This is a genomic window from Mycoplana sp. 10N416 (assembly GCF_056394765.1).
Map to the genome: position 1 here is coordinate 324883 of NZ_JBFTIM010000002.1, position 23045 is coordinate 347927.

Annotated in this window: 9 protein-coding genes and 1 riboswitch; of the genes, 4 read left to right on the forward strand and 5 right to left on the reverse strand. The window is 64.1% G+C overall.

Features of this window, described 5'->3' with window-relative positions; all coding sequences use genetic code 11:
* Positions 1–52: 52 nt before the first annotated feature.
* From AC1DDS_RS05875 to AC1DDS_RS05885, 3 genes are all read right to left on the reverse strand, one after another.
* Positions 53–607, reverse strand: a complete 555-nt coding sequence (locus AC1DDS_RS05875; protein WP_477478025.1) for an N-acetyltransferase family protein — start codon at positions 605–607, stop codon at positions 53–55.
* A 100-nt stretch (positions 608–707) separates the two neighbouring features.
* The gene (gene pyc, locus AC1DDS_RS05880) at positions 708–4163 is read right to left on the reverse strand and encodes a pyruvate carboxylase (protein WP_477478026.1); all 3456 of its coding nucleotides are present in this window, start codon (positions 4161–4163) and stop codon (positions 708–710) included.
* 111 nt (positions 4164–4274) lie between these two features.
* Positions 4275–5000: an autoinducer binding domain-containing protein gene (locus AC1DDS_RS05885; RefSeq protein ID WP_477478027.1), complete on the reverse strand. Its 726-nt coding sequence runs from the start codon at positions 4998–5000 to the stop codon at positions 4275–4277.
* A 290-nt stretch (positions 5001–5290) separates the two neighbouring features.
* On the opposite strand from AC1DDS_RS05885, the gene AC1DDS_RS05890 reads away from it, so the two are divergent.
* A complete protein-coding gene (locus AC1DDS_RS05890; protein WP_477478028.1) occupies positions 5291–7048 on the forward strand; it encodes a glucan ABC transporter ATP-binding protein/ permease in 1758 nt (585 codons plus the stop codon).
* A gap of 641 nt (positions 7049–7689) precedes the next feature.
* Here AC1DDS_RS05890 and AC1DDS_RS05895 read toward each other — a convergent pair.
* The gene (locus AC1DDS_RS05895) at positions 7690–16179 is read right to left on the reverse strand and encodes a glycoside hydrolase family 94 protein (protein WP_477478029.1); all 8490 of its coding nucleotides are present in this window, start codon (positions 16177–16179) and stop codon (positions 7690–7692) included.
* Between the two features lie 457 nt (positions 16180–16636).
* Positions 16637–16857: riboswitch (cobalamin riboswitch) on the forward strand.
* A 99-nt stretch (positions 16858–16956) separates the two neighbouring features.
* Between AC1DDS_RS05895 and AC1DDS_RS05900 the strand changes: the two genes are divergently transcribed.
* A complete protein-coding gene (locus tag AC1DDS_RS05900) occupies positions 16957–17169 on the forward strand; it encodes a hypothetical protein (protein WP_477478030.1) in 213 nt (70 codons plus the stop codon).
* 85 nt (positions 17170–17254) lie between these two features.
* Complete coding sequence (metH, locus tag AC1DDS_RS05905; protein WP_477478031.1) at positions 17255–21043, forward strand: methionine synthase; 3789 nt, start codon at positions 17255–17257, stop codon at positions 21041–21043.
* Positions 21044–21048: 5 nt separating this feature from the next.
* Here the strand turns inward: metH and AC1DDS_RS05910 are convergent, their stop codons facing one another.
* On the reverse strand, positions 21049–22074 hold the full coding sequence (locus AC1DDS_RS05910) for a YeiH family protein (protein WP_477478032.1): 1026 nt from the start codon (positions 22072–22074) through the stop codon (positions 21049–21051).
* 80 nt (positions 22075–22154) lie between these two features.
* Here AC1DDS_RS05910 and AC1DDS_RS05915 point away from each other — a divergent pair, with 80 nt between their 5' ends.
* Positions 22155–23033, forward strand: coding sequence for a LysR substrate-binding domain-containing protein (locus AC1DDS_RS05915; protein WP_477478251.1), 879 nt, complete (start codon positions 22155–22157; stop codon positions 23031–23033).
* The last annotated feature ends 12 nt before the right edge of the window (positions 23034–23045 follow it).

Below are 23045 nucleotides of genomic sequence, written 5' to 3' on the forward strand. Positions count from 1 at the left end.
CCTGAAGCGCGGCAAGCGAACCTGAAGGATTGCGGCGCGCTCTAGACGCTGTTCATTTCCCGATCATGGCTGGATGAACGTCCGATGCGGGATGGCTCGACGCCCCCTCGCCGAGCGCAAGCTGCATGATCACCGTATCAAGCCAGCGGCCGTGCTTGAACCCGGACGCCTTCATCAGGCCGCCGTGCTCGAATCCGGCCGTCCGGTGGACGGCGATCGAAGCGGGATGGGCGCCTCCGATCACGGCGACCATCTGCCGGAATCCAAGTGCCGTGCAGCGCGCGATCAGTTCGGCAAGCAGAGCCTTGCCAATGCCTCGCCCGCGCGCTTCCGGTGCCAGGTAAATCGAATCCTCGACCAGCCAACTGTAGGCCGCGCGCGTGCGGAAGGCCGACGCGTAGGCATAGCCGAGAACCCGGCCCTGCCGATCGGCGGCAACCATATAGGGATACCCGTGGCCGGTAATGGCGGAAAAGCGGGCGTGCATCTCCTCAGGCGGCGGCGGATCGATTTCGTAGGTGGCGACACCGTGCAGCACCGATTCGCGATAGATCTCGTTGATGGCGGGAAGATCGCCGACGTCTGCGGTGCGGATCGTATAATTCATCTGCCATGAACCCACTGGTTTGCACGAGGAGACGCAGCGTTGGTCGCCTCGCACGGTTGAAAGGGAAAGCGGGGACAGCGGCGGGGCTGCCCCCTGCCGGTCATCCGAACACGACCAGCAAATCCTTGGCGTCGATCTGGTCGCCGGCACGCACGAGCACCTCGGCGATCACGCCGTCCTTTTCGGCGTGCAGCGCCGTTTCCATCTTCATCGCCTCGATCGACAGGAGCACATCGCCGGCCTTGACCGACTGGCCCGCAGCGACCGCCACGGTCGAGACGACGCCCGGCATCGGCGCGCCAAGATGCGCGGCGTTGCCCGCCTCCGCCTTCCGGCGGACGGCGCTCGATGCGCCGCGGTTGCGGTCCGGCACCTTGATCGGGCGCGGCTGGCCGTTCAGCTCGAAGAACACCTTGACCATGCCCTTCTCGTCGACGTCGCCCTGTGTCTGGTTGAGGATGACGAGCGTCTTGCCCTTCTCGATGTCGGCGAAGAGTTCCTCACCCGACGCCATGCCGTAAAAGTAGGCGTGCGTCGGCAAGACACTGACCGGACCGTAGGTCTCGGCGACCTGCGCATAGTCAGTGAAGACCTTCGGATACATCAGGTAGGAGGCGAACTCGAAATCGGTGACCTTGCGCTCGAGCTTGGTCTCGATCGCCTTGCGTTCGGCGTCGAGGTCGGCGGCCGGCAGCAGCGAGCCCGGGCGCTCGGTGTAGGCAGCCTCGCCCTTCAGCACCTTGTTCTGCAGCGCCTGCGGCCAGCCGCCCGGGGGCTGGCCGAGATCGCCTTTCAGCATGGACACGACCGATTCGGGGAAGGAGACGTCCTTGCCGGGGTTTTCCACGTCGGCGACGGTCAGGTCCTGGCTGACCATCATCAGCGCCATGTCGCCCACCACCTTCGACGACGGCGTCACCTTGACGATGTCGCCGAACATGCGGTTGGCGTCGGCATAGCCCTGCGCCACCTCGTGCCAGCGGGTCTCCAGCCCCAGCGAGCGCGCCTGCTCCTTGAGGTTGGTGAACTGGCCGCCCGGCATCTCGTGCAGATAGACTTCGGATGCCGGCCCTTTCAGGTCGCTCTCGAAAGCCGCGTACTGGTGGCGCACCGCTTCCCAGTAGAACGAGATGCGGCGGATCCATTCCGGATCCAGGCCGGAGTCGCGCTCCGAGCCGCGCAGCGCCTCGACGATCGAGCCCAGGCAGGGCTGCGAGGTGTTGCCGGACAGCGCGTCCATCGCCGCATCGACCACGTCGACGCCGGAGTCGACGGCCGCAAGCACCGTGGCGGCGGCAATGCCCGAGGTGTCGTGGGTGTGGAAGTGGAGCGGCAGGTCGGTCGCCTCGCGCAGCGCCTTGAACAGCACGCGGGCGGCGGCCGGCTTCAAAAGGCCGGCCATGTCCTTCACGGCGATGATGTGCGCCCCCGCCTTTTCCAATTCGCCCGCAAGGGCCACGTAGTACTTCAGGTCGTACTTTGGCCGGGCGGCGTTGAGGATGTCGCCGGTATAGCAGATCGCCGCCTCGCAGATCTTGTTCTCCTCGACCACCGCGTCCATCGACACGCGCATGTTCTCCACCCAGTTCAGGCAGTCGAAGACGCGGAAGACGTCGATCCCGCCCCTTGCCGCCTGGCGGACGAAGTATTTTACGACATTGTCCGGGTAGTTCTTGTAGCCGACGCCATTGGCGCCGCGCAGAAGCATCTGCAAGAGCAGGTTCGGCGCGCCCTCTCGAACCTTGGCGAGGCGCTCCCAGGGGTCTTCGGTGAGGAAGCGCATGGCGACATCGAAGGTCGCCCCACCCCAGCATTCGAGCGAGAACAGCTGCGGCAGCGTGCGCGCATAGGTCTCGGCGATGCGGACGATGTCATAGGTCCGCATGCGGGTCGCCAGCAACGACTGGTGCGCGTCGCGCATCGTCGTGTCGGTCATCAGCACCTGGGGCTGAGCGCGCACCCATTCGGAAAATTTCCGCGGTCCGAGTTCATCGAGCTTCTGCTTCGTGCCCGCGGCGATCGGCCCCTCGGAGAAGGGCACGACCGGGCGGGCTACGTCGCCCGGCGGCCTCGGCCGGCCCTTGGTCTCCGGATGACCGTTGATGGTCACGTCGGCCAGATAGGTCAAAAGCTTCGTCGCACGGTCCTGGCGGCGAACCTGCTGGAACAGTTCCGGTGTCGAATCGATGAACCGCGTCGTATAGCTGTTTTCGCGGAACCGCGGATGGCCGATGATGGCTTCGAGGAAGGTCAGGTTGGTCGCCACGCCGCGGATGCGGAACTCGCGCAACGCCCGGTTCATGCGCCGGATCGCCTCGTCGGCGGTCGGCGCCCAGGTCGTCACCTTTTCCAGCAGCGGGTCGTAGAAGCGGGTAATCACCGCACCGGAATAGGCGGTACCGCCGTCGAGGCGAATGCCGAAGCCGGTGGCGCCGCGATAGGCGGTGATGCGGCCGTAGTCGGGAATGAAGTTCTGCTCCGGATCCTCGGTGGTGATGCGGCACTGCAGCGCGTGGCCGTTGAGGCGGATGTCCTGTTGCTTCGGCACGCCGGATTCCGGCGTGCCGATCGCAAAGCCGTCGAGGATGTGGATCTGCGCCTTGACGATGTCGATGCCGGTCACCTCCTCGGTGACGGTGTGCTCGACCTGGATGCGCGGGTTGACCTCGATGAAGTAGAACTTGCCGGTGTCGGCGTCCATCAGGTACTCGACGGTGCCGGCGCCGACATAGTTGGTCGCCTCGGCGATCTTCAGCGAATAGGCGGCGACTTCCTGCCGCTGCGCCTCGCTGAGATAGGGGGCCGGGGCCCGTTCGACGACCTTCTGGTTGCGCCGCTGGATCGAGCAGTCGCGTTCGAACAGGTGTACGACGTTGCCGTGCGTGTCGCCGAGGATCTGGCTCTCGACGTGACGCGCCCGCTCGAGCAGCTTTTCCAGATAGACCTCGTCCTTGCCGAAGGCGGCCTTCGCCTCGCGCTTGGCCTCGGTGACCTCGCGAGCGAGATCCTTCGGATCGCGGATGGCCCGCATGCCGCGCCCGCCGCCACCCCAGGACGCCTTCAGCATGACCGGATAGCCGATCTCTTCGGCCATGCGGGCGACTTCGTCCATATCGTCGGGCAACGGATCGGTCGCCGGAACCACGGGAACGCCGACCGCAATCGCCAGATTGCGGGCGGCCACCTTGTTGCCGAGCTGGCGCATCGTTTCCGGCTTCGGACCGATGAAGGTGATGCCGTTTGCGGCGCATGCCTCGGCAAATTCCGGGCTCTCCGACAGCAGGCCGTAACCCGGATGGATGGCATCAGCGCCGGACAGCTTGGCGACACGGATCACCTCGTCGATCGACAGATAGCTCTCGATCGGGCCGAGGTCGCGGACAAGGTGTGGCCCGCGACCGACCTGATAGCTTTCATCCGCCTTGAAGCGGTGCAGTGCGAGCTTGTCCTCCTCGGCCCATATCGCCACCGTTTTAAGCCCCAGTTCATTGGCCGCGCGGAACACGCGGATGGCGATTTCAGAACGGTTGGCGACCAGGATCTTCGAGATGGGCAAGTCGGACTCCTCATAGACTTGAACACAGGAATGCTGCGCCTGCGAAGAAAATCACCAGCGCGTCCAAAATAAAAGCCCAAATTTGATATCGCCACCTGACGATTTGCGACGTCAGGAGATCAGACCCAACCGGAATGACAGCGCAACCGCATGATGACGGTTCTTGGCATTCAGTTTCTCCTGAATGCCGGTCATGTACCAGTCGACCGTGTGGTTCGAGATCGAAAGCACGCGGGCAATCTCATGCGATGTCATGCCGTCGGCTAGATGACCTAGCGCCTCCATCTCACGCCGCGTCAAGTTAACATCGACGTCAGGCTTCTCGGTGCCATCGGCATTCTGCAGCTTCCAGAACATTTTCTTCGCCACGCAGTCGAACAGGCCCATCTCGATGGGATGCAGATCCACCGGCTTTCCGCCAAGCGTGATGTTGCCGACCAGGCCACGGCGGGCATGCACCGGAAAGATGTAGCCGTCCTCCAGCCCATGGTTGCGAGCGTCGACGATCATCCGCTCCATCCGCTTTCGGTGCGGGTTGGTCCGAAAGGCCGCGACTGTATCGCGCCAGCGGAATCCACCGCGGGCTTGGCCCATGTAAAGGATCGTCGGGTCGATGATGATGTACTTCTTGCTAATATAGATCTCGGGCCACCGATCCGGCCAACGCCCGGAAAGAACGAGATCCATCGGGTCGTCGCTTAGCCGAACCTGTCGGATCACCCCATAGTACTCGAAGCCGTAGAGCTCAATTAGCCTTTCGAACTCTGCTATGAGTTCATTCCGATGCGTAAGTTCATCGATCAATCCGATGAACTGAACGAGAAGATTGATGTTCATTATGAAATTGACCGGCCACGCGGCCCCTCCCAATACATATGTACCATAATATCGTGGCCCGCAGCGCGAGCTTCATCGGACAAAACGTCCGCCACCCTCCTCGTTTATCAAGATAAACCGATTTGGCAACGGACCGTTCAGCGTCCATTCATCGACAGGCACATAGCATCCCGCAATCGCTGGAAATGTCCCCGGGGTGACTGCCGTCCAGGGACCAGGGCCGTACCGCGTCGCGCGCGTCGAACGAACGACGAAACGGCGCCCAATCAGGACCGCGAAAGGGTTTCGAAGTGTCATTGTTTCAGGTTTACGCGCGGGCGCTCAGCTATCTGTCCGTCTACAGACTTCGCGTGTCCTCTATCGTCGTTGCCAACGTCGTGCTGGCGGTGATCGCCATTGCCGAACCAATCCTGTTCGGCAAGATCATCGACGCCATATCGAACAAGGGCAATGTCACCCCGATGCTCCTGATGTGGGCCGGCTTCGGCGTTTTCAACACGATTGCCTTCGTCCTTGTCGCGCGTGAGGCCGACCGCCTGGCGCACGGCCGGCGGGCAAGCCTCCTGACCGAGGCTTTCGGCCGGATCATTTCGATGCCGCTCTCCTGGCACAGCCAGCGCGGCACCTCCAACGCATTGCATACGCTCCTGCGCGCCTGCGAAACGCTGTTCGGCCTGTGGCTGGAGTTCATGCGCACGCATCTGGCAACGGCGGTGGCGCTGGTGCTGCTGGTCCCGACCGCATTTGTCATGGACTATCGGCTGTCGCTGGTCCTGGTGGTGCTGGGCGCAGCCTATGTCTTCATCGGCAAGGTGGTGATGGACCGGACGCGTGAGGGCCAGACCTCCGTTGAGGGTCACTATCACACCGTCTTCTCCCACGTTTCCGACGCGATTGGCAATGTCTCGGTCGTGCACAGCTACAACCGCATCGAGGCAGAAACCAAGCAGTTGAAGCAGTTCGCGCAGCAACTGATCAACGCCCAGTTTCCCGTGCTCGACTGGTGGGCACTGGCAAGCGCACTGAACCGGATAGCCTCGACCATCTCGATGATGACCATTCTCGTGATTGGCACCATCCTGGTGCAGCGCGGGGAACTGCGTGTCGGCGACGTCATCGCCTTCATCGGCTTTGCCGGCCTTCTGATCGGCCGCCTCGACCAGATGAAGCAGTTTGCCACGCAAATCTTCGAGGCGCGCGCCAAGCTGGAGGATTTTTTCTCGCTTGAGGACGCCGTCAAGGACCGCGAAGAGCCGTCCAACGCCGGTGAACTCACCGACGTCCGCGGCAAGGTGGAATTCCGCAATATCAGCTTCGACTTCGCCAACGCGACGCAGGGCGTGCGCGACATCTCGTTCACAGCCGAAGCCGGCCAGACAGTTGCGATCGTTGGCCCGACCGGGGCCGGCAAGACGACGCTCGTCAACCTGCTCCAGCGCGTCTACGACCCGCAGAAGGGTGAAATCCTGATCGACGGCGTCGACATCTCGACGGTGACGCGCAAGTCGCTGCGCCGCTCGATCGCGACCGTCTTCCAGGATGCCGGCCTTCTCAACCGCTCGATCTCCGACAACATCCGGCTCGGCCGGGACGGCGCAACGCTGGAAGAGGTGATGGAAGCTGCGGAAGCGGCGGCAGCAGGCGATTTCATCCGGACACGCCAGGCTGGCTACGACACCCATGTCGGCGAGCGCGGCAACCGGCTTTCCGGCGGTGAGCGCCAGCGCATCGCCATCGCGCGTGCCATCCTCAAGGATGCACCAATCCTGGTGCTGGACGAGGCAACCAGCGCGCTCGACGTCGAGACCGAGGCGCGCGTGAAGGCGGCGATCGACAATTTGCGCAAGAACCGCACGACCTTCATCATCGCGCACCGCCTTTCCACGGTCCGGGAAGCCGACATGGTGCTCTTCCTCGACCACGGCCAAATTGCCGAGATGGGCAGCTTCCAGGATCTCAGCCAGAGCAACGGCCGGTTTGCCGCCCTGCTGCGGGCGAGCGGCATCCTGACCGACGAAGACGTCCGCAAGAGCTACACGGCCGCCTGATCGACCCGCGAAACTGCGAACTTCGGCCGGCGCACGTCACCCAGACGTGCGCCGGCTTCGTTCGTGGCAATACGCGTCGATCGATTCGACGGGTCGGCAGCTTCCCGGCATTCGTTGCAACCAGTGTCAGGCTGGAGCCGCAAGGCGGAACCCGTATCGGCCGACCGCCTTCCGCAATGGCGATCGGCAAAGACGGTGCGCTGGATCGTATCGGTGCCACATCCAAGCGGGCGGACGAAGCTGGCATCGCAAGCAGGTGTACCTTTCCGGCTGGCAAGGTTGGATTCGACAGCAGGAGTGCCTTCTGGTCGCAAAATGCCGGCCGATCTGTTCCATCTGAACCCTGGCCGCGAAGGGCAGGGGCTCCCATGCAACGCGCCTCCGATGGGGACAAAGATCCGACAAAACGGCATGGATGTTCTGGAATGCGATCGTCAGAGGCGTCGGCAATTCGGCAACTCTGCACTTGTCTCAGCAAATGGACCGCGACCAAGAGGGTGCGAACACGTCTGCAGAGGCGGGATCTGCTCGGAGACAAGTCGTCTATGACAACCAGCGCGGCCAATTGATCCGAAGGATCGCGACGCAGGAAGCCGCCTGCGCGGCTTTCTGCACGTTTGGACTGCGGTCGGGACCTGGCCTTACGCCGTAACCTCGACTTCCTCCGTCGGCACGGGCGTCTCGTCAATGTGCGCGACGACCTTGCCATCCGCCGTTCGCTCGACACGGATCCGGTGCTCGGTGCCGTCGCAACGCACCACCGCCGAGAAGCCCGGCCAGTCGGACGGCAGGACCGGTTCGACGACCAAGCGGCCGGCTCGCTTGCGGATGCCTAGAATTCCTTCCACGGCCACGCGATACAGCCAGCCGGCCGAGCCGGTGTACCAGGTCCAGCCCCCCCTGCCCTTGAGATCGCCTTCGCCATAAACGTCGGCGGCAACGACATAGGGTTCTACTCGGTACAGGTCGGCAGCCTCGCGGCTCGCGGAGTGATTGACCGGATTGAGCATGTCCAGGCAGTTCCAGGCGTCATCCGCCCGCCCTTGCATCGCCAGCGCCATCACCACCCAGGTTGCCGCGTGGGTGTATTGACCGCCGTTCTCGCGTACACCCGGCGGGTAGCCCTTGATGTAGCCGGGATCCGGCACCCCCTTTATGAAGGGCGGCGTGAAGAGCTTGATGATGCCGGTCTGCTCGTCCGCCAGTTTCCCGAGCACGGCATCCATGGCCAGTTGGGCCCGCTCCTTGTCGCCCTCGCCGGAGAGCACGCTCCAGGACTGGGCAATCGAATCGATCCTGCACTCGGCGTTGCCGTCGGCACCAAGCGGGCTTCCATCGTCGAAATAGCCGCGGCGATAATGCGCACCATCCCACCCGACTGCCTCCAGCGCCGCCTTGAGGCCTGCAAGGTGGCCGAGCCACTTGCGAGCGCGCGTGGCGTCCCCCCGCTCGCGCGCAATGGCGGCGAAGGCTGGCAGCGTCCCTGCGAGGAACCAGCCGAGCCAGACGCTGGTCCCCTTGCCGGCCTCGCCGACCCGGTTCATCCCGTCATTCCAGTCGCCGCCGAGCATCAGCGGCAGGTCGTTTTCGCCGGTCCGCTGGATCGCCAGGTCGAGCGCACGCGCACAATGTTCGTAGAGATCTGCCGACCCGACCGACCGACTGGGCTTGAAGAACGCATCGTGCTGCCCCTCCGCGAGCGGCGGCCCTTCAATGAAGGTCAGCTTCTCATCCAGGATGTCGTGCTGGCCGGTCGAGTTGCAGTACTGAACGACCGCATAGGCGAGCCAGACGACATCGTCCGAAATCATCGTGCGCACACCGGCGCCGGTTTCCGGCAGCCACCAGTGCTGCACATCGCCCTCCTGGAACTGGCGGGAGGCCGCATTGAGGATCTGCTTGCGGGCGAGGTCCGGCCGATGCGTGAGAAAAGCCAGCGAATCCTGCAACTGATCGCGGAAGCCGAATGCGCCGCTCGCCTGGTAGAATGCCGCCCGTGCAATCAACCGGCATCCGAGACTTTGATAGGGCAACCAGGTATTCACCATCAGGTTCAACGCCGGATCCGGCGTTTCGACCTGCAAGGCGCCGGTGAAATCGCCCCAGAAGGTGCGGATCTTGGCAAGCGCTGTATCGATCGTCACCGAAGCGGCGTCGGAAACGAGCGCCCTCGCGGCTTCGACGTCATCGCAATCACCGAGCAGGAAGACGATCTCCTGCTCCTCGCCCGGCGCCAGTTCAAGCTCACTCATCAGCGCCGCGCACGGCGCTCCGAGGCTTTCCATCGTGCCGGACAGTGCTGCGCCGCTGGCGAGCACACCGGGAAGGACGATGTCGCCCTCCTGGCCGATGAACTCCCGCCGGCTCGCGGTTGCGCCGGCGAGTTTCGCAGTCGTCGCAAAGAACGCAACGCGGCCCGAGTAATCCAGGCTGTAGGGATTGGTGGCGAATATCGCCCCGCTCGCCTCGTCCTGGCTGCACAGCACGAATGGGGCGGTCTTGGCCGGATTGTTGCCGAGCACCCACTCCACGTAGCCATAGACAGACAGGCTGCGGGCGGCCGGCCCCTTGTTACGGACGATCAGGCGCGAATACTTGACCGGACGCTCCACATCCACCGTCTGGACCAGATCGAGCTCCAGCCCACCGGACGTGCTGCGGAAGGCGGAATAGCCAAGGCCATGCCAGGTCTCGAACAGCACTGAAGGGTCGCGCGACAGCCCGGCGAACGGCACGAGGACGGCGCCGCTGTCGCGATCCTTCACGTAGAACGCCTCGCTCGGCCGGTTGATCACCGGGTCGTTGGTCCAGTGGGTGAGCTGATAGTCGCGCGAATTGCGGCTCCAGGTATAGGCCCCGCCCTCGGCGGCGACATGGAAACCGAAACGTTCGTTGGCAATCACGTTGATCCACGGGTGCGGCGTTCCCTCGCCGCCCCTGAGCTTCACCGCGTACTCGCGGCGCTCGACGTTGAAGCCACCATAACCGTTCCAGAAGGCCAGCGAACCGCCGTCGATCTGCACCGGCTCCGGCGTCCGCGGCATCTTGGCCGCCGGGGCGGAGTGGCGGACATCGGCCTGCTCGGATGGAACGGGCGTCGCAAACAGCGAGACCGCCCGTTCGATCTGGTCGGCAAGCGTGCCGTTGCGGGCATGGAAGACGGCCCGCGCGGTCGCCAGCAGCGCCTGCCAGGTGGTCACCTCCATCAGGTCGCGGCGGACGGCGAAGATGTGCTGGCGCGTGCCGTCGGGCTGGCTGCGTATACGCAGGTTCTCGCACATCTGTTCGAGCGTGTGCTGCATGTCCTGGGCGTAGGACGACGCCTTCTCGTTGAGAATGACGAGATCGGCCAACACGCCGCGATGGCGCAGGTACTCCTGGGCGCGCAGGGCCTCGCGGGCAATTCCGAGATCGGCATCGTCGTTGATGCGCAACACGAAGATCGGGAAGTCCCCGGAAATGGCGAGCGGCCACAGGGCCGATTGCACAGTCAGGCCCGCCTGGACCGTTGCCGCGTCGGCACGCAGATGCATGTCGGGATAGACGAGGTAGCGCCCGAGCGCCTGGAAGCTCGCAGCCTCCTGCGACGTGACACCGATGTGCCGCAGATGCACCTGCGAGCGGGTCCAGGCATGGATGAGCTCGTGGTTGAACGCATCGGGATGCCGGTAGCGATCGATGGCGCGGTCGAGTTCCTCGCGGCTGGGCGCGGCGACCGTCCAGAAGATGACCTTGACCTTCTTGCCGGCAGGCACGCGCACGACGCGACGCAAGGCCACGATCGGATCGAGCGTAAATCCGTCAGTGCCGACAAGCTGCGTGTCCGGATCGAAGGCAGCAGCCGTGGCAAGGCTCCGGCCCCGACCGATGAAATTGCGCCGGTCCGTCTCGACTTCCGTGCGGCGTACGCCGGCATTGTCGACGATCAGGTGCGCGACGCACATGTCCGGCTCGTTCGGGTCGCGCTTGTTGCGCAGCACGCGAACCGCGTCGCCGTTGCGATCAATCTCGGTCTTGAGGAACATCCGCGCAAACAGCGGGTGGGCGCTGTCGACGTCATCCGTCGTGACCACCGGCTCGGCATAGGAGGTCACCTCGATGAAGCGATCCTCGGTGCCGGTGTTCAACAGCGTCAGGCGACGGCCTTCCGCATCGTGCTCGCTCGCGACGATGCACTCGACCTCGCTGAAGAGCGAACCAACCGACTTGAAGAACACGGCCTTGTCGTCGCTGAACTGCGCCTTGACCTCTTCGCCTTCAGCACGCTTGGGCGCCGCTGTCGCCGACCACCATTCGTTGGTCGCCGTGTCGCGCAGGAAAATGAAGGTGCCCCAGCGATCCTCCGCCGGATCGGGCCGGAAGCGGGTCACCGACTGGCCGTTCCAATGCGAGTAGCCCGACCCCGTCGCCGTCAGCATCACCGAGTAATGGCCATTGGAGAGGAATACCGCCTCGCGGTCCTCGTTCATCGGATCCTCAATCTCGCGCACTTCCGGGCGAAGCAGGTCGGCCTGCGTGCTGCCCACCGTTTCCGGCTCGCGCTTGGTGTTGATGATCGGGATGTCGCGTGGCGCCTTTTCCTGCAGCAGCAGTTCGGCGGCCTCGATCACCGGATCGGCATGGAACCGCGCCCTGAGCGCGCCGTTGAAGACGACGTTGGCGACAGCTGCAATCGACATGCCGTGGTGATGGGCCATGTAGTTGCGCACCACCGCGCAGCGCTTGCCCTCGGGCACGCGCGTCGGCGTGAAATCCACCGCATCGTGGAAGCCGTAGACGCCAAGCGCGCCGAGCCTGCGCAACTCCTCGAGGTTTGCCAGTGCCGCTTTCGGCGCGTACTGGCTTGCAAGCAGCGAGGCGTACGGCGCAATCACCGCGTTCTGGCCGAGCCCGCGCTTCAGGCCGAGCGTCGGCACGCCGAAGTTGGTGTACTGGTAGTTCATCTCATGGTCGCGGGCGTTGAAGGCCGCCTCCGAGATGCCCCAGGGGGTGCCAAGCCGTTTGCCGTGGTTCTGCTGCTCCTTGACGATCAGATTATTCGTCTGGTTGAGAATGCCGCCCTGCGGCTCCTGCATGACGAGCGGCGGCATCAGGTACTCGAACATCGAGCCGGACCATGAGACCAGCGCGCCGCGCGAACCGATCGCCACGATCGGACGGCCGAGCTTGTACCAGTGCTCGGTCGCAAGGTCGCCCTTGGCGATCGCAAACAGGCTGGTCAGGCGCGCCTCCGACGCCAGGAGGTCGTAGCAGGCCTCGTCGAGCTCGTTCGTCTCGACGCGGTAGCCGATCGACAGCAGGCGGCGTTCTGGGCGGAAGAGGAACCCGAAGTCCATCGAGAAGGCGATGTCGCGGGTGCGGTCACGCAGCACGATCAGGCGCTGGCGCAGCGCCTCGATGCTGCCGAGGTCGAAGACGCTGTCGGCGATGTGCGCCTCGCAGGTCGCAACAAGGGCATTCGCCCACTTGACCACCTCGCCGCTCTGGGCGCTCTTGATCTCGTGATCGAGGTTGGCAATGAGCTTGTTGGCGTCGCGCGCCAGCACAGCGAGGTTGATCACCCGGATCGAGGCGAACTCGTGCTCGCGCTTCACCGCGGCGAGCGCGTTGTGAAAACCGGTGATCCGCTCCTCGATCAGGCGACGCAGCGGGCGCACCGTCTTGCGGTCGTCCGGCAGGTCCGCAAGCGTCTCCGACAGGATCGAAGCGACGTCGCCGATGCCGTCGAGGCTCCCATGCAGATGCGCCGACGGCGCTTCCGCCCACTCGCGGCAAAGCGAGGACACGGCGATCAGGTGGCCGGCAAGGTTGCCGCTGTCGACGGCCGAAACGTAGCGCGGCCCGAGCGTTTCCAGCGTATTGGTGCGATACCAGTTGTAAAGGTGGCCGCGGAACTTCGGCATGCCGTCGATCGTCGAAACGGTCTCCTCGAGGCGCCGCACGGTTTCTTCGAACCCGATCCAGCCGAAATCGCGCGCCGAGATCACCGACAGCAGATAGACGCCGATATTGGTCGGCGAGGTACGCTCGGCCAGCACCGGATGTGGTGATTCCTGGAAATTGTCCGGTGGGAGGAAGTGCTGCTCGGCGGTGACGAACTCCTCGAAGTAGCGCCAGGTCCGGCGGGCGATCTTGCGCAACTCTACGACCACCTCTTCGGGCGCGACCAGTTGGTCCTCCGTCTCCGCGGTCTGGCTGACATACCAGGCAATCGCCGGCGACAGCGCCCAGATCGCCGCAAACGGGATGGCGATGAAGGGCAGTCCCGTATCGGAAAACAGGGCGAGCGCGACGGAAATTGCCGCCAGCACTGGCGCCTGCCACATGTCGATGTAGTAGGACAGGACGCCACCGCCCGACGAGCTATGAACCTGCGCCGCCGTGCGCCACTCAAGCATATGCTTGCGGCTGACGAACAGACGAAAGAGCGACCGGACGATCGCGTCGGCCATCAGAGCCGCCTGATCCGCGATGAAGACGATGCGCAGCGCCACCTGGGCATTTGCCGCGCGGACATCGGAGAGGATGGTCTGCAGGTGCGCTCGGGCGACGATGTCGCTGCGGCGCGGTACCGCGCCGGTGATCAGCGACAGCGTCGGCGCCACGAACAGCAAGAAGATGAGCACCAGCTGCCAGATCAAGGCCTGGCGCGGCTCCATGTAATACCAGCCCATGACCGAGGCGACGAGCCAGCCGATCGGGATGAGGCAGCGGCGCAGGTTGTCATACATTTTCCAGCGACCGAGCATGGAGACGCCGCTGGAGGGCTTGAAGATGTAGGGCAAGAGCTGCCAGTCCCCGCGGGCCCAGCGATGCTGGCGCGAGCTCTCCACCTCGTAGCGGATCGGGAAGTCCTCGATGAACTCGACGTCGGTCACGAGCGCGCAGCGTGCGTAGGAGCCTTCGAGGAGGTCATGCGAGAGAATGGTGTTTTCCTCGATTCGCCCCTTCAGCGCCGCCTCGAACGCATCGACGTGATAGAGGCCCTTGCCGGTGAAGGTGCCCTCGCCGGCGAGATCCTGATAGACGTCGGATACCGTAAAGACATACGGATCGACGCCGCGATTGGCGGAGAAAATCCGCTGGAAGGTCGAGGCTTCGTCACCGGTCGTCAGCGACGGCGTCACGCGCGGCTGCAGGATACTGTAGCCGGCGACGACCTGCTGGGTCGTCGGATCGATCTGGGGGCGGTTGATCGGATGGAACAGTTTGCCGACGAGCTTGGTCGCGGCGTCACGCATCAGGCGCGTGTCGGAATCGAGCGTCAGCACGTACTGGACATTGTCGGGTATGATGTTGGCGCCGGGCAGGAAGCTCGTATCGCCGTCGCCGCGCAGTAGCAGATTCAGTTCATGCAGCTTGCCGCGCTTGCGCTCCCAGCCCATCCACACGCCTTCCTGGGCATTGAACAGCCGGCGGCGGTGCAGGAGATAGAAGCGGGTTCGGCCGTCATAGGCATAGCGCGCCGAAAGCTGCGCAATCTCGCGCTTGGCATATTCCAGGACTTCCAGGTCTTCCGGCGTCTCCTCGACCTTGCTGTCGGTCCAGTCGCTGACGAGCGCGAAGTAGATCTCGCCACGGGGATTGGCGAGGTAATGAACCTCCAGGTTGCGCACGAGTTCGTCGACATGGTCGCGCTTGGAGATGAGGCAGGGAACCGCAACCAGCGTGCGCGCCTCCTCCGGAATGCCTTCGCGGAACTCGTAGCCCACCAGGCGCGTCGGCTTCACGCACAGGGTGACGACGGTGTTGAACAGGCCGACCGCGCCTTCCGATGCCGGCAGCGCGAAAAGGATCAGCATGATCAGCCAGGCGCCGTCGGGAATGTCCATCTGGTCGAGAAAGAAATAGACCCCGATCATCGCCAGAAGCGTCAGCAGTGTCACCGGCCCCGCAATTGCGAACCAGTTTAGGGCCCGCGTGAAACGGACAATGCGTTGCAGGATGGACGGCCGGTAGCCGATGCGCCGTTCCAGGAGCCCGTGCTTTTTCCCGATGAGATAGGCGCCGACATTGGCCTCGTGAGCGCCGGCGACATTGCCGGCGGCCATGTCCTCCGCGGTCATGGCAAGCGCGGTCTGGGTCACCTCCAGCTCGGTCCGGCCCGAGCGGCGGGCGAGTTTTTCGATCGTGTCGCGATAGGCGTTGCGCGAACCGAAGTCGAGATCGTTGTAGTCGGACCCTTCACGAAGGGCGGCGTCCAACCGGCTGACGCTCTCGACCCAGACCGGCCATTCCGTGTCGTCGATCGCGCGCAGACTCTTGATGAGATTGCTCATCGTGGCGTTGCCGGACGACAGGCGGTTCTGCTCGGCGACAAGCACCTCCTCGAGATCGCTGCCGCGCGCTTCGATCTGGCGTTCCAGCCATTGGATCGCCGCACCGGAGGCCTGCAGACCGTCACGAAGTCGGTAGAGAAGTTGGGCGACGAAGGTGTTGTCGGCGACGAGCTCTTCGATCTCGCGCAGGATCACGACGCTCCGCTCCGGATCGTTCTGCCGGATCAGTTCGTCGGCGATCTCATTTGCCTTGCGCCGCATGCCACGCGACTGCTCCACGCGGATCGAGATCCGTCGCAGGTTTTCGATCAGGATGAAGCGGATGATCGACGGCAATGCCCAGAGCTCGCCGATCTTGAAGGCCTCGATCTTCTGGAAGCCTTCGACGATCGCCGTCAGGCTGTCGCGCGATACGCTGCTGTGGGTATGGGCGACATAGAGCCACCCCAGCGCCATCGTGCGCGGGATATCGACGTCGCCAACCTTCATCGTCGGTAGCTGGCGATAGAAGCGGCGCGGAAAATCGCGACGTACCTCCTGGACGGCCTCCTCGACGACATAATAGTTGTCGAGCAGCCACTCGGCCGCCGGCGTGATGGCGGCCCCTGCTTCGACGTCGCGGGCGATCGTCCGGTAGACGCGAAAGATCTCCCGCTCGTTTTCCTTCTGGCGCGCGCGAAACTCGAACGGCTTGAAACCCGGCAGGGTGCTTGCACCGTCACGCGCCAGGTCTTCGCCGCAGGCGCTCAGCTCTTCGAGTGTGAAATAGGTATCCCGGATCGAATCGTTGTAGTCGATCTGTTTGGATTCCGTCTCGCGCGGCGAAGGCTGGGGTCGATTGTGAAGGGGCATTTGCTTGTTTCTGGGTTCGAGCAACGTGGATTTGTGCCGCAATCCTGGATCGCGGATCGCATTTCGGCGGACGAAGTTCACTCGTGCGCCACCATGAACCATGACGCCTTCATGCGTCCTTTGCGTGCCGCCGCCAGTCCTGAAGGGGGGCGGAATACGCAAGCCCGCGCACCTTGATCATGGCGCGATATGGCTCAGGCGACACGCAAATGTGCATCGGGGCCGCGTGGTGCATGAAAACAGCATTTTTTAGCCGCAAAGGGAGGTGGTTGCAACAAGGCGGCTGGGCAAGAGGGTCACTCCTTGGCAAGAGGCGCACAACTGGCAAAAAATTCGATCCCCCCTAAACAATCCACGGTGAACAGGGGCTGAACGCAAAGCGCAGCAAGGGGTTCCAAAATCGGCCGGTATCTGTCGACAAGACCGGCTGTGTCATTGACAGGACCGGCGCCATCGGGCCAACGTAAGCCATCAGGGTTCTTTCGAATCGTTCTCGATCCGGAGCTAAGAGGGAAGCCGGTGCGATGCCCCACAAGGGGCATCAAGACCGGCGCTGCCCCCGCAACTGTAAGCGGTGAGCTGCTGTCGCCGATGCCACTGGCACGATCACGTGCCGGGAAGGCAAGACAGCCGCAACGACCCGCAAGCCAGGAGACCTGCCCTGATGAACTTGTAACGTCCATGGGCGGGGTGTCCCACGGCTGCGCTTGCTCCGCGAGAGCGGAATTTTTAGCTCGCGTGCGTCCGGTCATCCCCCAATTGCAGATTGGGGAAGTCATGCTTGTCACCGTTGAAACCAATCCCTCCGAATCCGGGCGACCGGAAGCGGTGTTCGTCTCCTGGCTGCTGTGGCAGCCGCGCGGGGCCGATCTCCAGACCGAAGCGCTGAAGGAGCTTTGCAAGCTCGCGCGCTATGCAGACCGAAACCCGGACATCGCCCGTCTGCGGTCGCTCTTTGCCACGCTGGCTGAGCGGGAGAAGCTTCATTAGCAACTTACCGCATAAAGACATATTGACATAAAGATATCCTTATGTGATCTCCGATGCAGACAATTCTGCATCGGAGGGCTTTGCCATGGCAGCAGCCGACCTCAACGACCTATTCGGTCCCGAACTTTCACCTCGCACTGGCAAGGACATCGCCGACGCGCTTCAAACCGCTGCGAAGGAACGCATTCTCGTTCTCGACGGCGCCATGGGCACGGAAATCCAGACGCTTGGCCTCATCGAGGCGGATTTCCGCGGCAGCCGTTTCGGCGACTGCGCCTGCCACCAGCAGGGCAACAACGACCTCCTGACGCTAACGCAGCCGGCCGCGATTGAGGACATCCACTATCGCTACGCGCTTGCCGGCGCGGACATCCTGGAGACCAATACGTTTTCCTCCACCGCGATCGCCCAGGCCGACTACGGCATGGAAGCACTCGTCTATGAACTGAACCGCGACGGCGCGCGACTGGCCCGCCGTGCCGGGTTGCGTGCGCAGGAAAAGGACGGCAAGCGCCGTTTCGTCGCCGGGGCGCTCGGGCCAACGAACCGCACCGCCTCGATCTCGCCCGACGTCAACAATCCCGGCTACCGCGCCGTCACCTTCGATGATCTCCAGCTCGCCTATGCCGACCAGCTGCGTGGCCTCATCGACGGCGGCGCCGACATCATCCTGATCGAGACGATCTTCGACACGCTGAACGCCAAGGCGGCGATCTTTGCGACCAGGGAAGTGTTCGCCGAGAAGGGCATCGAGCTGCCCGTCATGATCTCCGGCACGATCACCGACCTGTCCGGCCGCACGCTTTCCGGCCAGACGCCGGAAGCGTTCTGGAACTCGGTGCGCCACGCACAGCCGTTTTCGATCGGCCTCAACTGTGCCCTCGGCGCCAACGCGATGCGTGCGCATCTGGACGAGATTTCATCCGTTGCCGACACCTTCGTCTGCGCCTATCCGAATGCCGGCCTGCCGAACGCCTTCGGCAAGTACGACGAGACGCCGGAACAGATGGCCGCGCAGATCGAAGGCTTCATGCGCGACGGTCTCGTCAACATCGTCGGCGGTTGCTGCGGCTCCACGCCCGCGCACATCAGGGCCATTGCCGAGGCGGCCGGCCGCCACGCACCCCGCCAGATCCCGGACATTCCGCGCCACATGCGCCTGTCGGGGCTGGAACCCTTCACGCTCACCAAGGACATTCCCTTCGTCAACGTCGGCGAGCGCACAAACGTCACCGGCTCGGCGAAATTCCGCAAGCTGATCACCGCTGGCGACTTTGCGGCAGCCCTCGAGGTCGCCCGCGACCAGGTGGCGAACGGCGCCCAGATCATCGACATAAACATGGACGAGGGCCTGATCGATTCGGCAAGGGCGATGACGGAGTTCCTCAACCGCATCGCCGCCGAGCCGGACATCGCCCGCGTGCCGATCATGATCGATTCGTCCAAATGGGAGGTGATCGAGGCTGGCCTGAAATGCGTGCAGGGCAAGCCGCTCGTGAACTCGATCTCACTGAAGGAAGGCGAGGAAGCCTTCCTTCATCACGCCCGCCTCGTGCGTGCCTATGGCGCCGCCGTAGTCGTCATGGCCTTTGACGAAAAGGGCCAGGCCGACACGCAGCAGCGCAAGGTCGAGATCTGCAGCCGCGCCTACCAGCTCCTGACCGAGGTGGCCGGTGTGCCGCCCGAGGACATCATCTTCGATCCGAACATCTTCGCCGTCGCCACCGGCATCGAGGAACACGACAATTACGGCGTCGACTTCATCGAGGCCGCGCGCCAGATCGTGGCGACGCTGCCGCACGTACATGTTTCGGGTGGCGTCTCCAACCTTTCCTTCTCCTTCCGCGGCAACGAACCCGTGCGCGAGGCAATGCATGCGGTGTTCCTCTACCACGCGATCCACGCCGGCATGGACATGGGGATCGTCAACGCCGGCCAGCTTGCGGTCTATGACACGATTGACGCCGAGCTGCGCGAGGCCTGCGAGGATGTCGTGCTGAACCGCGCTCCCAAAGCCGGCGGCACGGCGACGGAACGTCTCCTGGAGATTGCCGAGCGCTTCAAGGGCGCCGGCGGCAGGGAGGCGAAGGAGAAGGATCTCGCCTGGCGCGAATGGCCGGTCGAGAAGCGGCTGGAGCACGCGCTCGTCAACGGCATCACCGAATTCATCGAGGCGGACACGGAGGAGGCCCGCCTTGCCGCCGAGCGGCCGCTGCATGTCATCGAGGGCCCGCTGATGGCCGGCATGAACGTCGTCGGCGACCTCTTCGGCGCGGGAAAGATGTTCCTGCCGCAGGTGGTGAAGTCCGCCCGGGTGATGAAGCAAGCGGTTGCGGTGCTGCTGCCCTACATGGAGGCGGAAAAGCTCGCCGGCGGCGGCGTCGCACGCCAGAGCGCCGGCAAGATCCTGATGGCGACGGTGAAGGGTGACGTGCACGACATCGGCAAGAACATCGTCGGCGTCGTGCTCGCCTGCAACAACTACGAGATCATCGACCTCGGCGTCATGGTGCCGGCGGTCAGGATTCTTGAAACCGCCCGCGCTGAAAAGGTCGACATCATCGGCCTCTCCGGCCTGATCACGCCGTCGCTGGACGAGATGGCGCATGTGGCAAGCGAGATGGACCGTGAAGGCTTCGACATTCCGCTCCTGATCGGCGGCGCAACCACGAGCCGCGTGCACACGGCCGTGAAAATCCATCCGCGCTACCAACAGGGCCAGGCCGTCTACGTCACCGACGCCAGCCGTGCCGTCGGCATCGTCTCCAGCCTGCTGTCGGCGGAGGCGAAGCCGGGTTATGTCGAGACGCTGCAGGCCGAATACCGCAAGGTCGCCGACGCCCACATGCGGGCGGAAGCCGAAAAGCAACGCCTGCCGCTGGCGCGGGCGCGCGAAAACGCCTTCAAGCCCGACTGGCCGGCCTGCCGGCCGAAGACGCCCTCCTTCCTCGGCAGCCGTGTCTGGCAGGACTGGGATCTGGCCGACCTTGCCCGCTACATCGACTGGACGCCGTTCTTCCAGACCTGGGAACTGAAGGGCGTCTATCCGAGGATCCTCGACGACGAAAAGCAGGGCGAGGCCGCCCGCCAGCTCTTTGCCGATGCACAGGCGATGCTGGAGAAGATCATCGCCGAAAAATGGTTCACCCCGAAGGCGGTCGTCGGCTTCTGGCCGGCGAATGCCTTCGGTGACGACATCCGCCTCTTCACCGACGAGAGCCGGAACGCGGAGCTTGCGACCTTCTTCACCCTGCGCCAGCAGTTGTCGAAGCGCGATGGCCGGCCGAACCTCGCGCTCTCCGATTTCGTCGCGCCGCAGGAAAGCGGACTTTCCGACTATATCGGCGGTTTCGTCGTCACCGCCGGAATCGGCGAGATCGCCATTGCCGAACGCTTCGAGCGCGCGAACGACGACTATTCGTCGATCCTGGTCAAGGCGCTGGCCGACCGCTTCGCCGAGGCGTTTGCCGAGCGCTTGCACGAATATGTCCGCAAGGAACTCTGGGCCTACGCGCCGGAGGAAAGCTACACGCCGCAGGAGCTGGTCGCCGAGCCCTATGCCGGCATTCGTCCCGCACCGGGCTATCCGGCCCAGCCCGACCACACGGAAAAAACGACGCTCTTTCGGCTGCTCGACGCGGAAAAGGAAATCGGCGTCCAGCTCACCGAAAGCATGGCGATGTGGCCGGGCTCGTCCGTCTCCGGCCTCTACATCGCCTGCCCGGAAAGCTACTATTTCGGCGTCGCCAAGGTCGAGCGTGACCAGGTTCAGGACTACGCGGCGCGCAAGGGCATGGCGGTCGCCGAGATCGAGCGTTGGCTGGGGCCGGTGTTGAACTATGTGCCGGCACCGCTGAGCGAAGCCGCCGAATAGGCGCATCAGGCCGCGCTTGCCTGCAGCAGCAGGATCATCGCGTAGCTCGCCGCCAGCAGCGCCAGCAGCGACAGGAGCACGGTGGCGCTCACCCGCATCCCGGCCTGCATGACCTTGCGGACGTCGACACCGAGCCCGAGGGCGGCCATGGCAACGACGGTCAGGGCGCCGGACGCCTTGCTCAAAACCAGGGCCGCCGGCTCGCCAATCAAACCGAGCGAGCGGGCGGCCAGCATCAGCAAAAAGCCGACGATGAACCACGGGACGAGGCGGTGCAGCGGCGGCCGGCGGCGATCGCCGCCCGACCGGCTCGTCGACACCAGCGACAGCAGCAGCACGACCGGCCCGAGCATCATCACGCGCACGAGCTTGACCAGCATGCCCACCTGCACGCTGACGGCTGAGACCGGGGCCGTGGCTGCGAAGACCTGTGGAACCGCATAGACGGTCATGCCGGCCAGAATGCCATAGTCGACACCCGAAAGCCGCAAAACGGGCACCAGCAACGGCAGGAGCAGCACCGTCAAGACGCCGAGCACGGCGGTGAAGGCGATCGAGGACGCGACGTCGTCGGGTCGCGCCTGGATGACCGGCGCGGTCGCGGCGATCGCCGAATTGCCGCAGATCGAATTGCCACAGGCGACCAGCACGGCCATTCGCTTCGGCAGGCCAAGAAAGCGGCCGATGCCATAGCTGACCGCAAGCACGCAAAACACGACGAACGCGATCGCTCCGAGCATTGCTGGCCCGATCGAGGCAAGGGCCGCCGCGCTGATGCCGGAACCGAGCAAGACGATGGCGATCTCCAGGAAGTATTTGGCGCTGAATTCGATACCGGGGTCGAAGGTCGCAGGACGTCGAAGCAGAAGCCGCAGGACCGCGCCAAGCAGGATTGCCAGCACGAGCGCCTCAATCCACGCCTCCCCTGTCAGTTGCCGCTCGGCGAAGTCGCCAAGAAGCGCAAGGCCGGCCACGGCCAGCGAAAGAACCACGCCCGGGATGTAGGCACGGATTAGAATGACTTTGCTCATCCAGCTTCAATGATGGAAATTTTTTATGCAATCCATCGACAAATAAGGTACGTTTCGTTCGATATTTTTGAATGATCGCCATGACCCTGGAACAGCTCCGTATCTTTATCGCCGTCGCCGATCGCGAGCATCTCACCCAGGCAGCACTTGCGCTGCATCTGACGCCTTCGGCAGTCAGCTCGGCCATCCGCACGCTGGAGGAGCGCTACGCGGTCGCCCTCTTTCATCGAACCGGGCGCCGGATCGAACTCACCGAAACAGGGCGCGCCTTCCTGACGGAAGCGAAGGCGACGGTCGCGCGGGCACGGGAAGCGGAACTGTTCCTGGCGGAGGTCGGCGATCTGCGGCGAGGATCGCTGACGCTGCATGCCAGCCAGACCATCGCCAGCTATTGGCTGCCGCCGGTGGTGATGCACCTGCACCAAAGATACCCCGGCCTGGATCTGCGCGTAACCGCCGCCAACACCGAGCTTGTCGCCGCGGCCGTGATCGACGGAGCGGCTGAAATCGGTCTCGTGGAAGGAGCGATCGACAGCGTTCTGCTGATACAGCAGGTGATCGCCCGCGATCGCCTCGTCATCGTTGCACGGCCGGACCATCCGTTGGCGCAACGGCGCGGCATCGAGCGGGACGATCTGCTTGCCGCGCGGTGGGTGCTGCGTGAACCGGGGTCAGGCACCCGCTCCGTCCTCACAGCCGCACTTGAGGCCAGGCCGGGGCAGCTCACAGCCGAGCTGACGCTGCCCTCCAACGAGGCGGTGCGCGCTGCGGTTCGCGCCGGGCCATTCCTCGGGGCCTTGTCGGAACTGATCGTACAGGCGGACATCGACGCCGGCCGGCTGGTGAAGCTCGACTTCACCCTGCCGGAGCGCGAATTCCTGATGCTGCGCCATCGCGAGCGCCATCGTTCGAAGGCGTCCCTCGCCTTCGAGGAAATGGTGATGACGCAAGGTCGTTGACCTGCGTCAGCG

Excerpts from the sequence above, each read along its gene's own strand:
- AC1DDS_RS05875 (WP_477478025.1), bottom strand. The coding sequence starts at position 607 with ATGAATTATACGATCCGCACCGCAGACGTCGGCGATCTTCCCGCCATC.
- AC1DDS_RS05885 (WP_477478027.1), bottom strand. The coding sequence starts at position 5,000 with ATGAACATCAATCTTCTCGTTCAGTTCATCGGATTGATCGATGAACTT.
- AC1DDS_RS05895 (WP_477478029.1), bottom strand. The coding sequence starts at position 16,179 with ATGCCCCTTCACAATCGACCCCAGCCTTCGCCGCGCGAGACGGAATCC.
- AC1DDS_RS05900 (WP_477478030.1), top strand. The coding sequence starts at position 16,957 with ATGCTTGTCACCGTTGAAACCAATCCCTCCGAATCCGGGCGACCGGAA.
- metH (WP_477478031.1), top strand. The coding sequence starts at position 17,255 with ATGGCAGCAGCCGACCTCAACGACCTATTCGGTCCCGAACTTTCACCT.
- AC1DDS_RS05910 (WP_477478032.1), bottom strand. The coding sequence starts at position 22,074 with ATGAGCAAAGTCATTCTAATCCGTGCCTACATCCCGGGCGTGGTTCTT.
- AC1DDS_RS05915 (WP_477478251.1), top strand. The coding sequence starts at position 22,155 with ATGACCCTGGAACAGCTCCGTATCTTTATCGCCGTCGCCGATCGCGAG.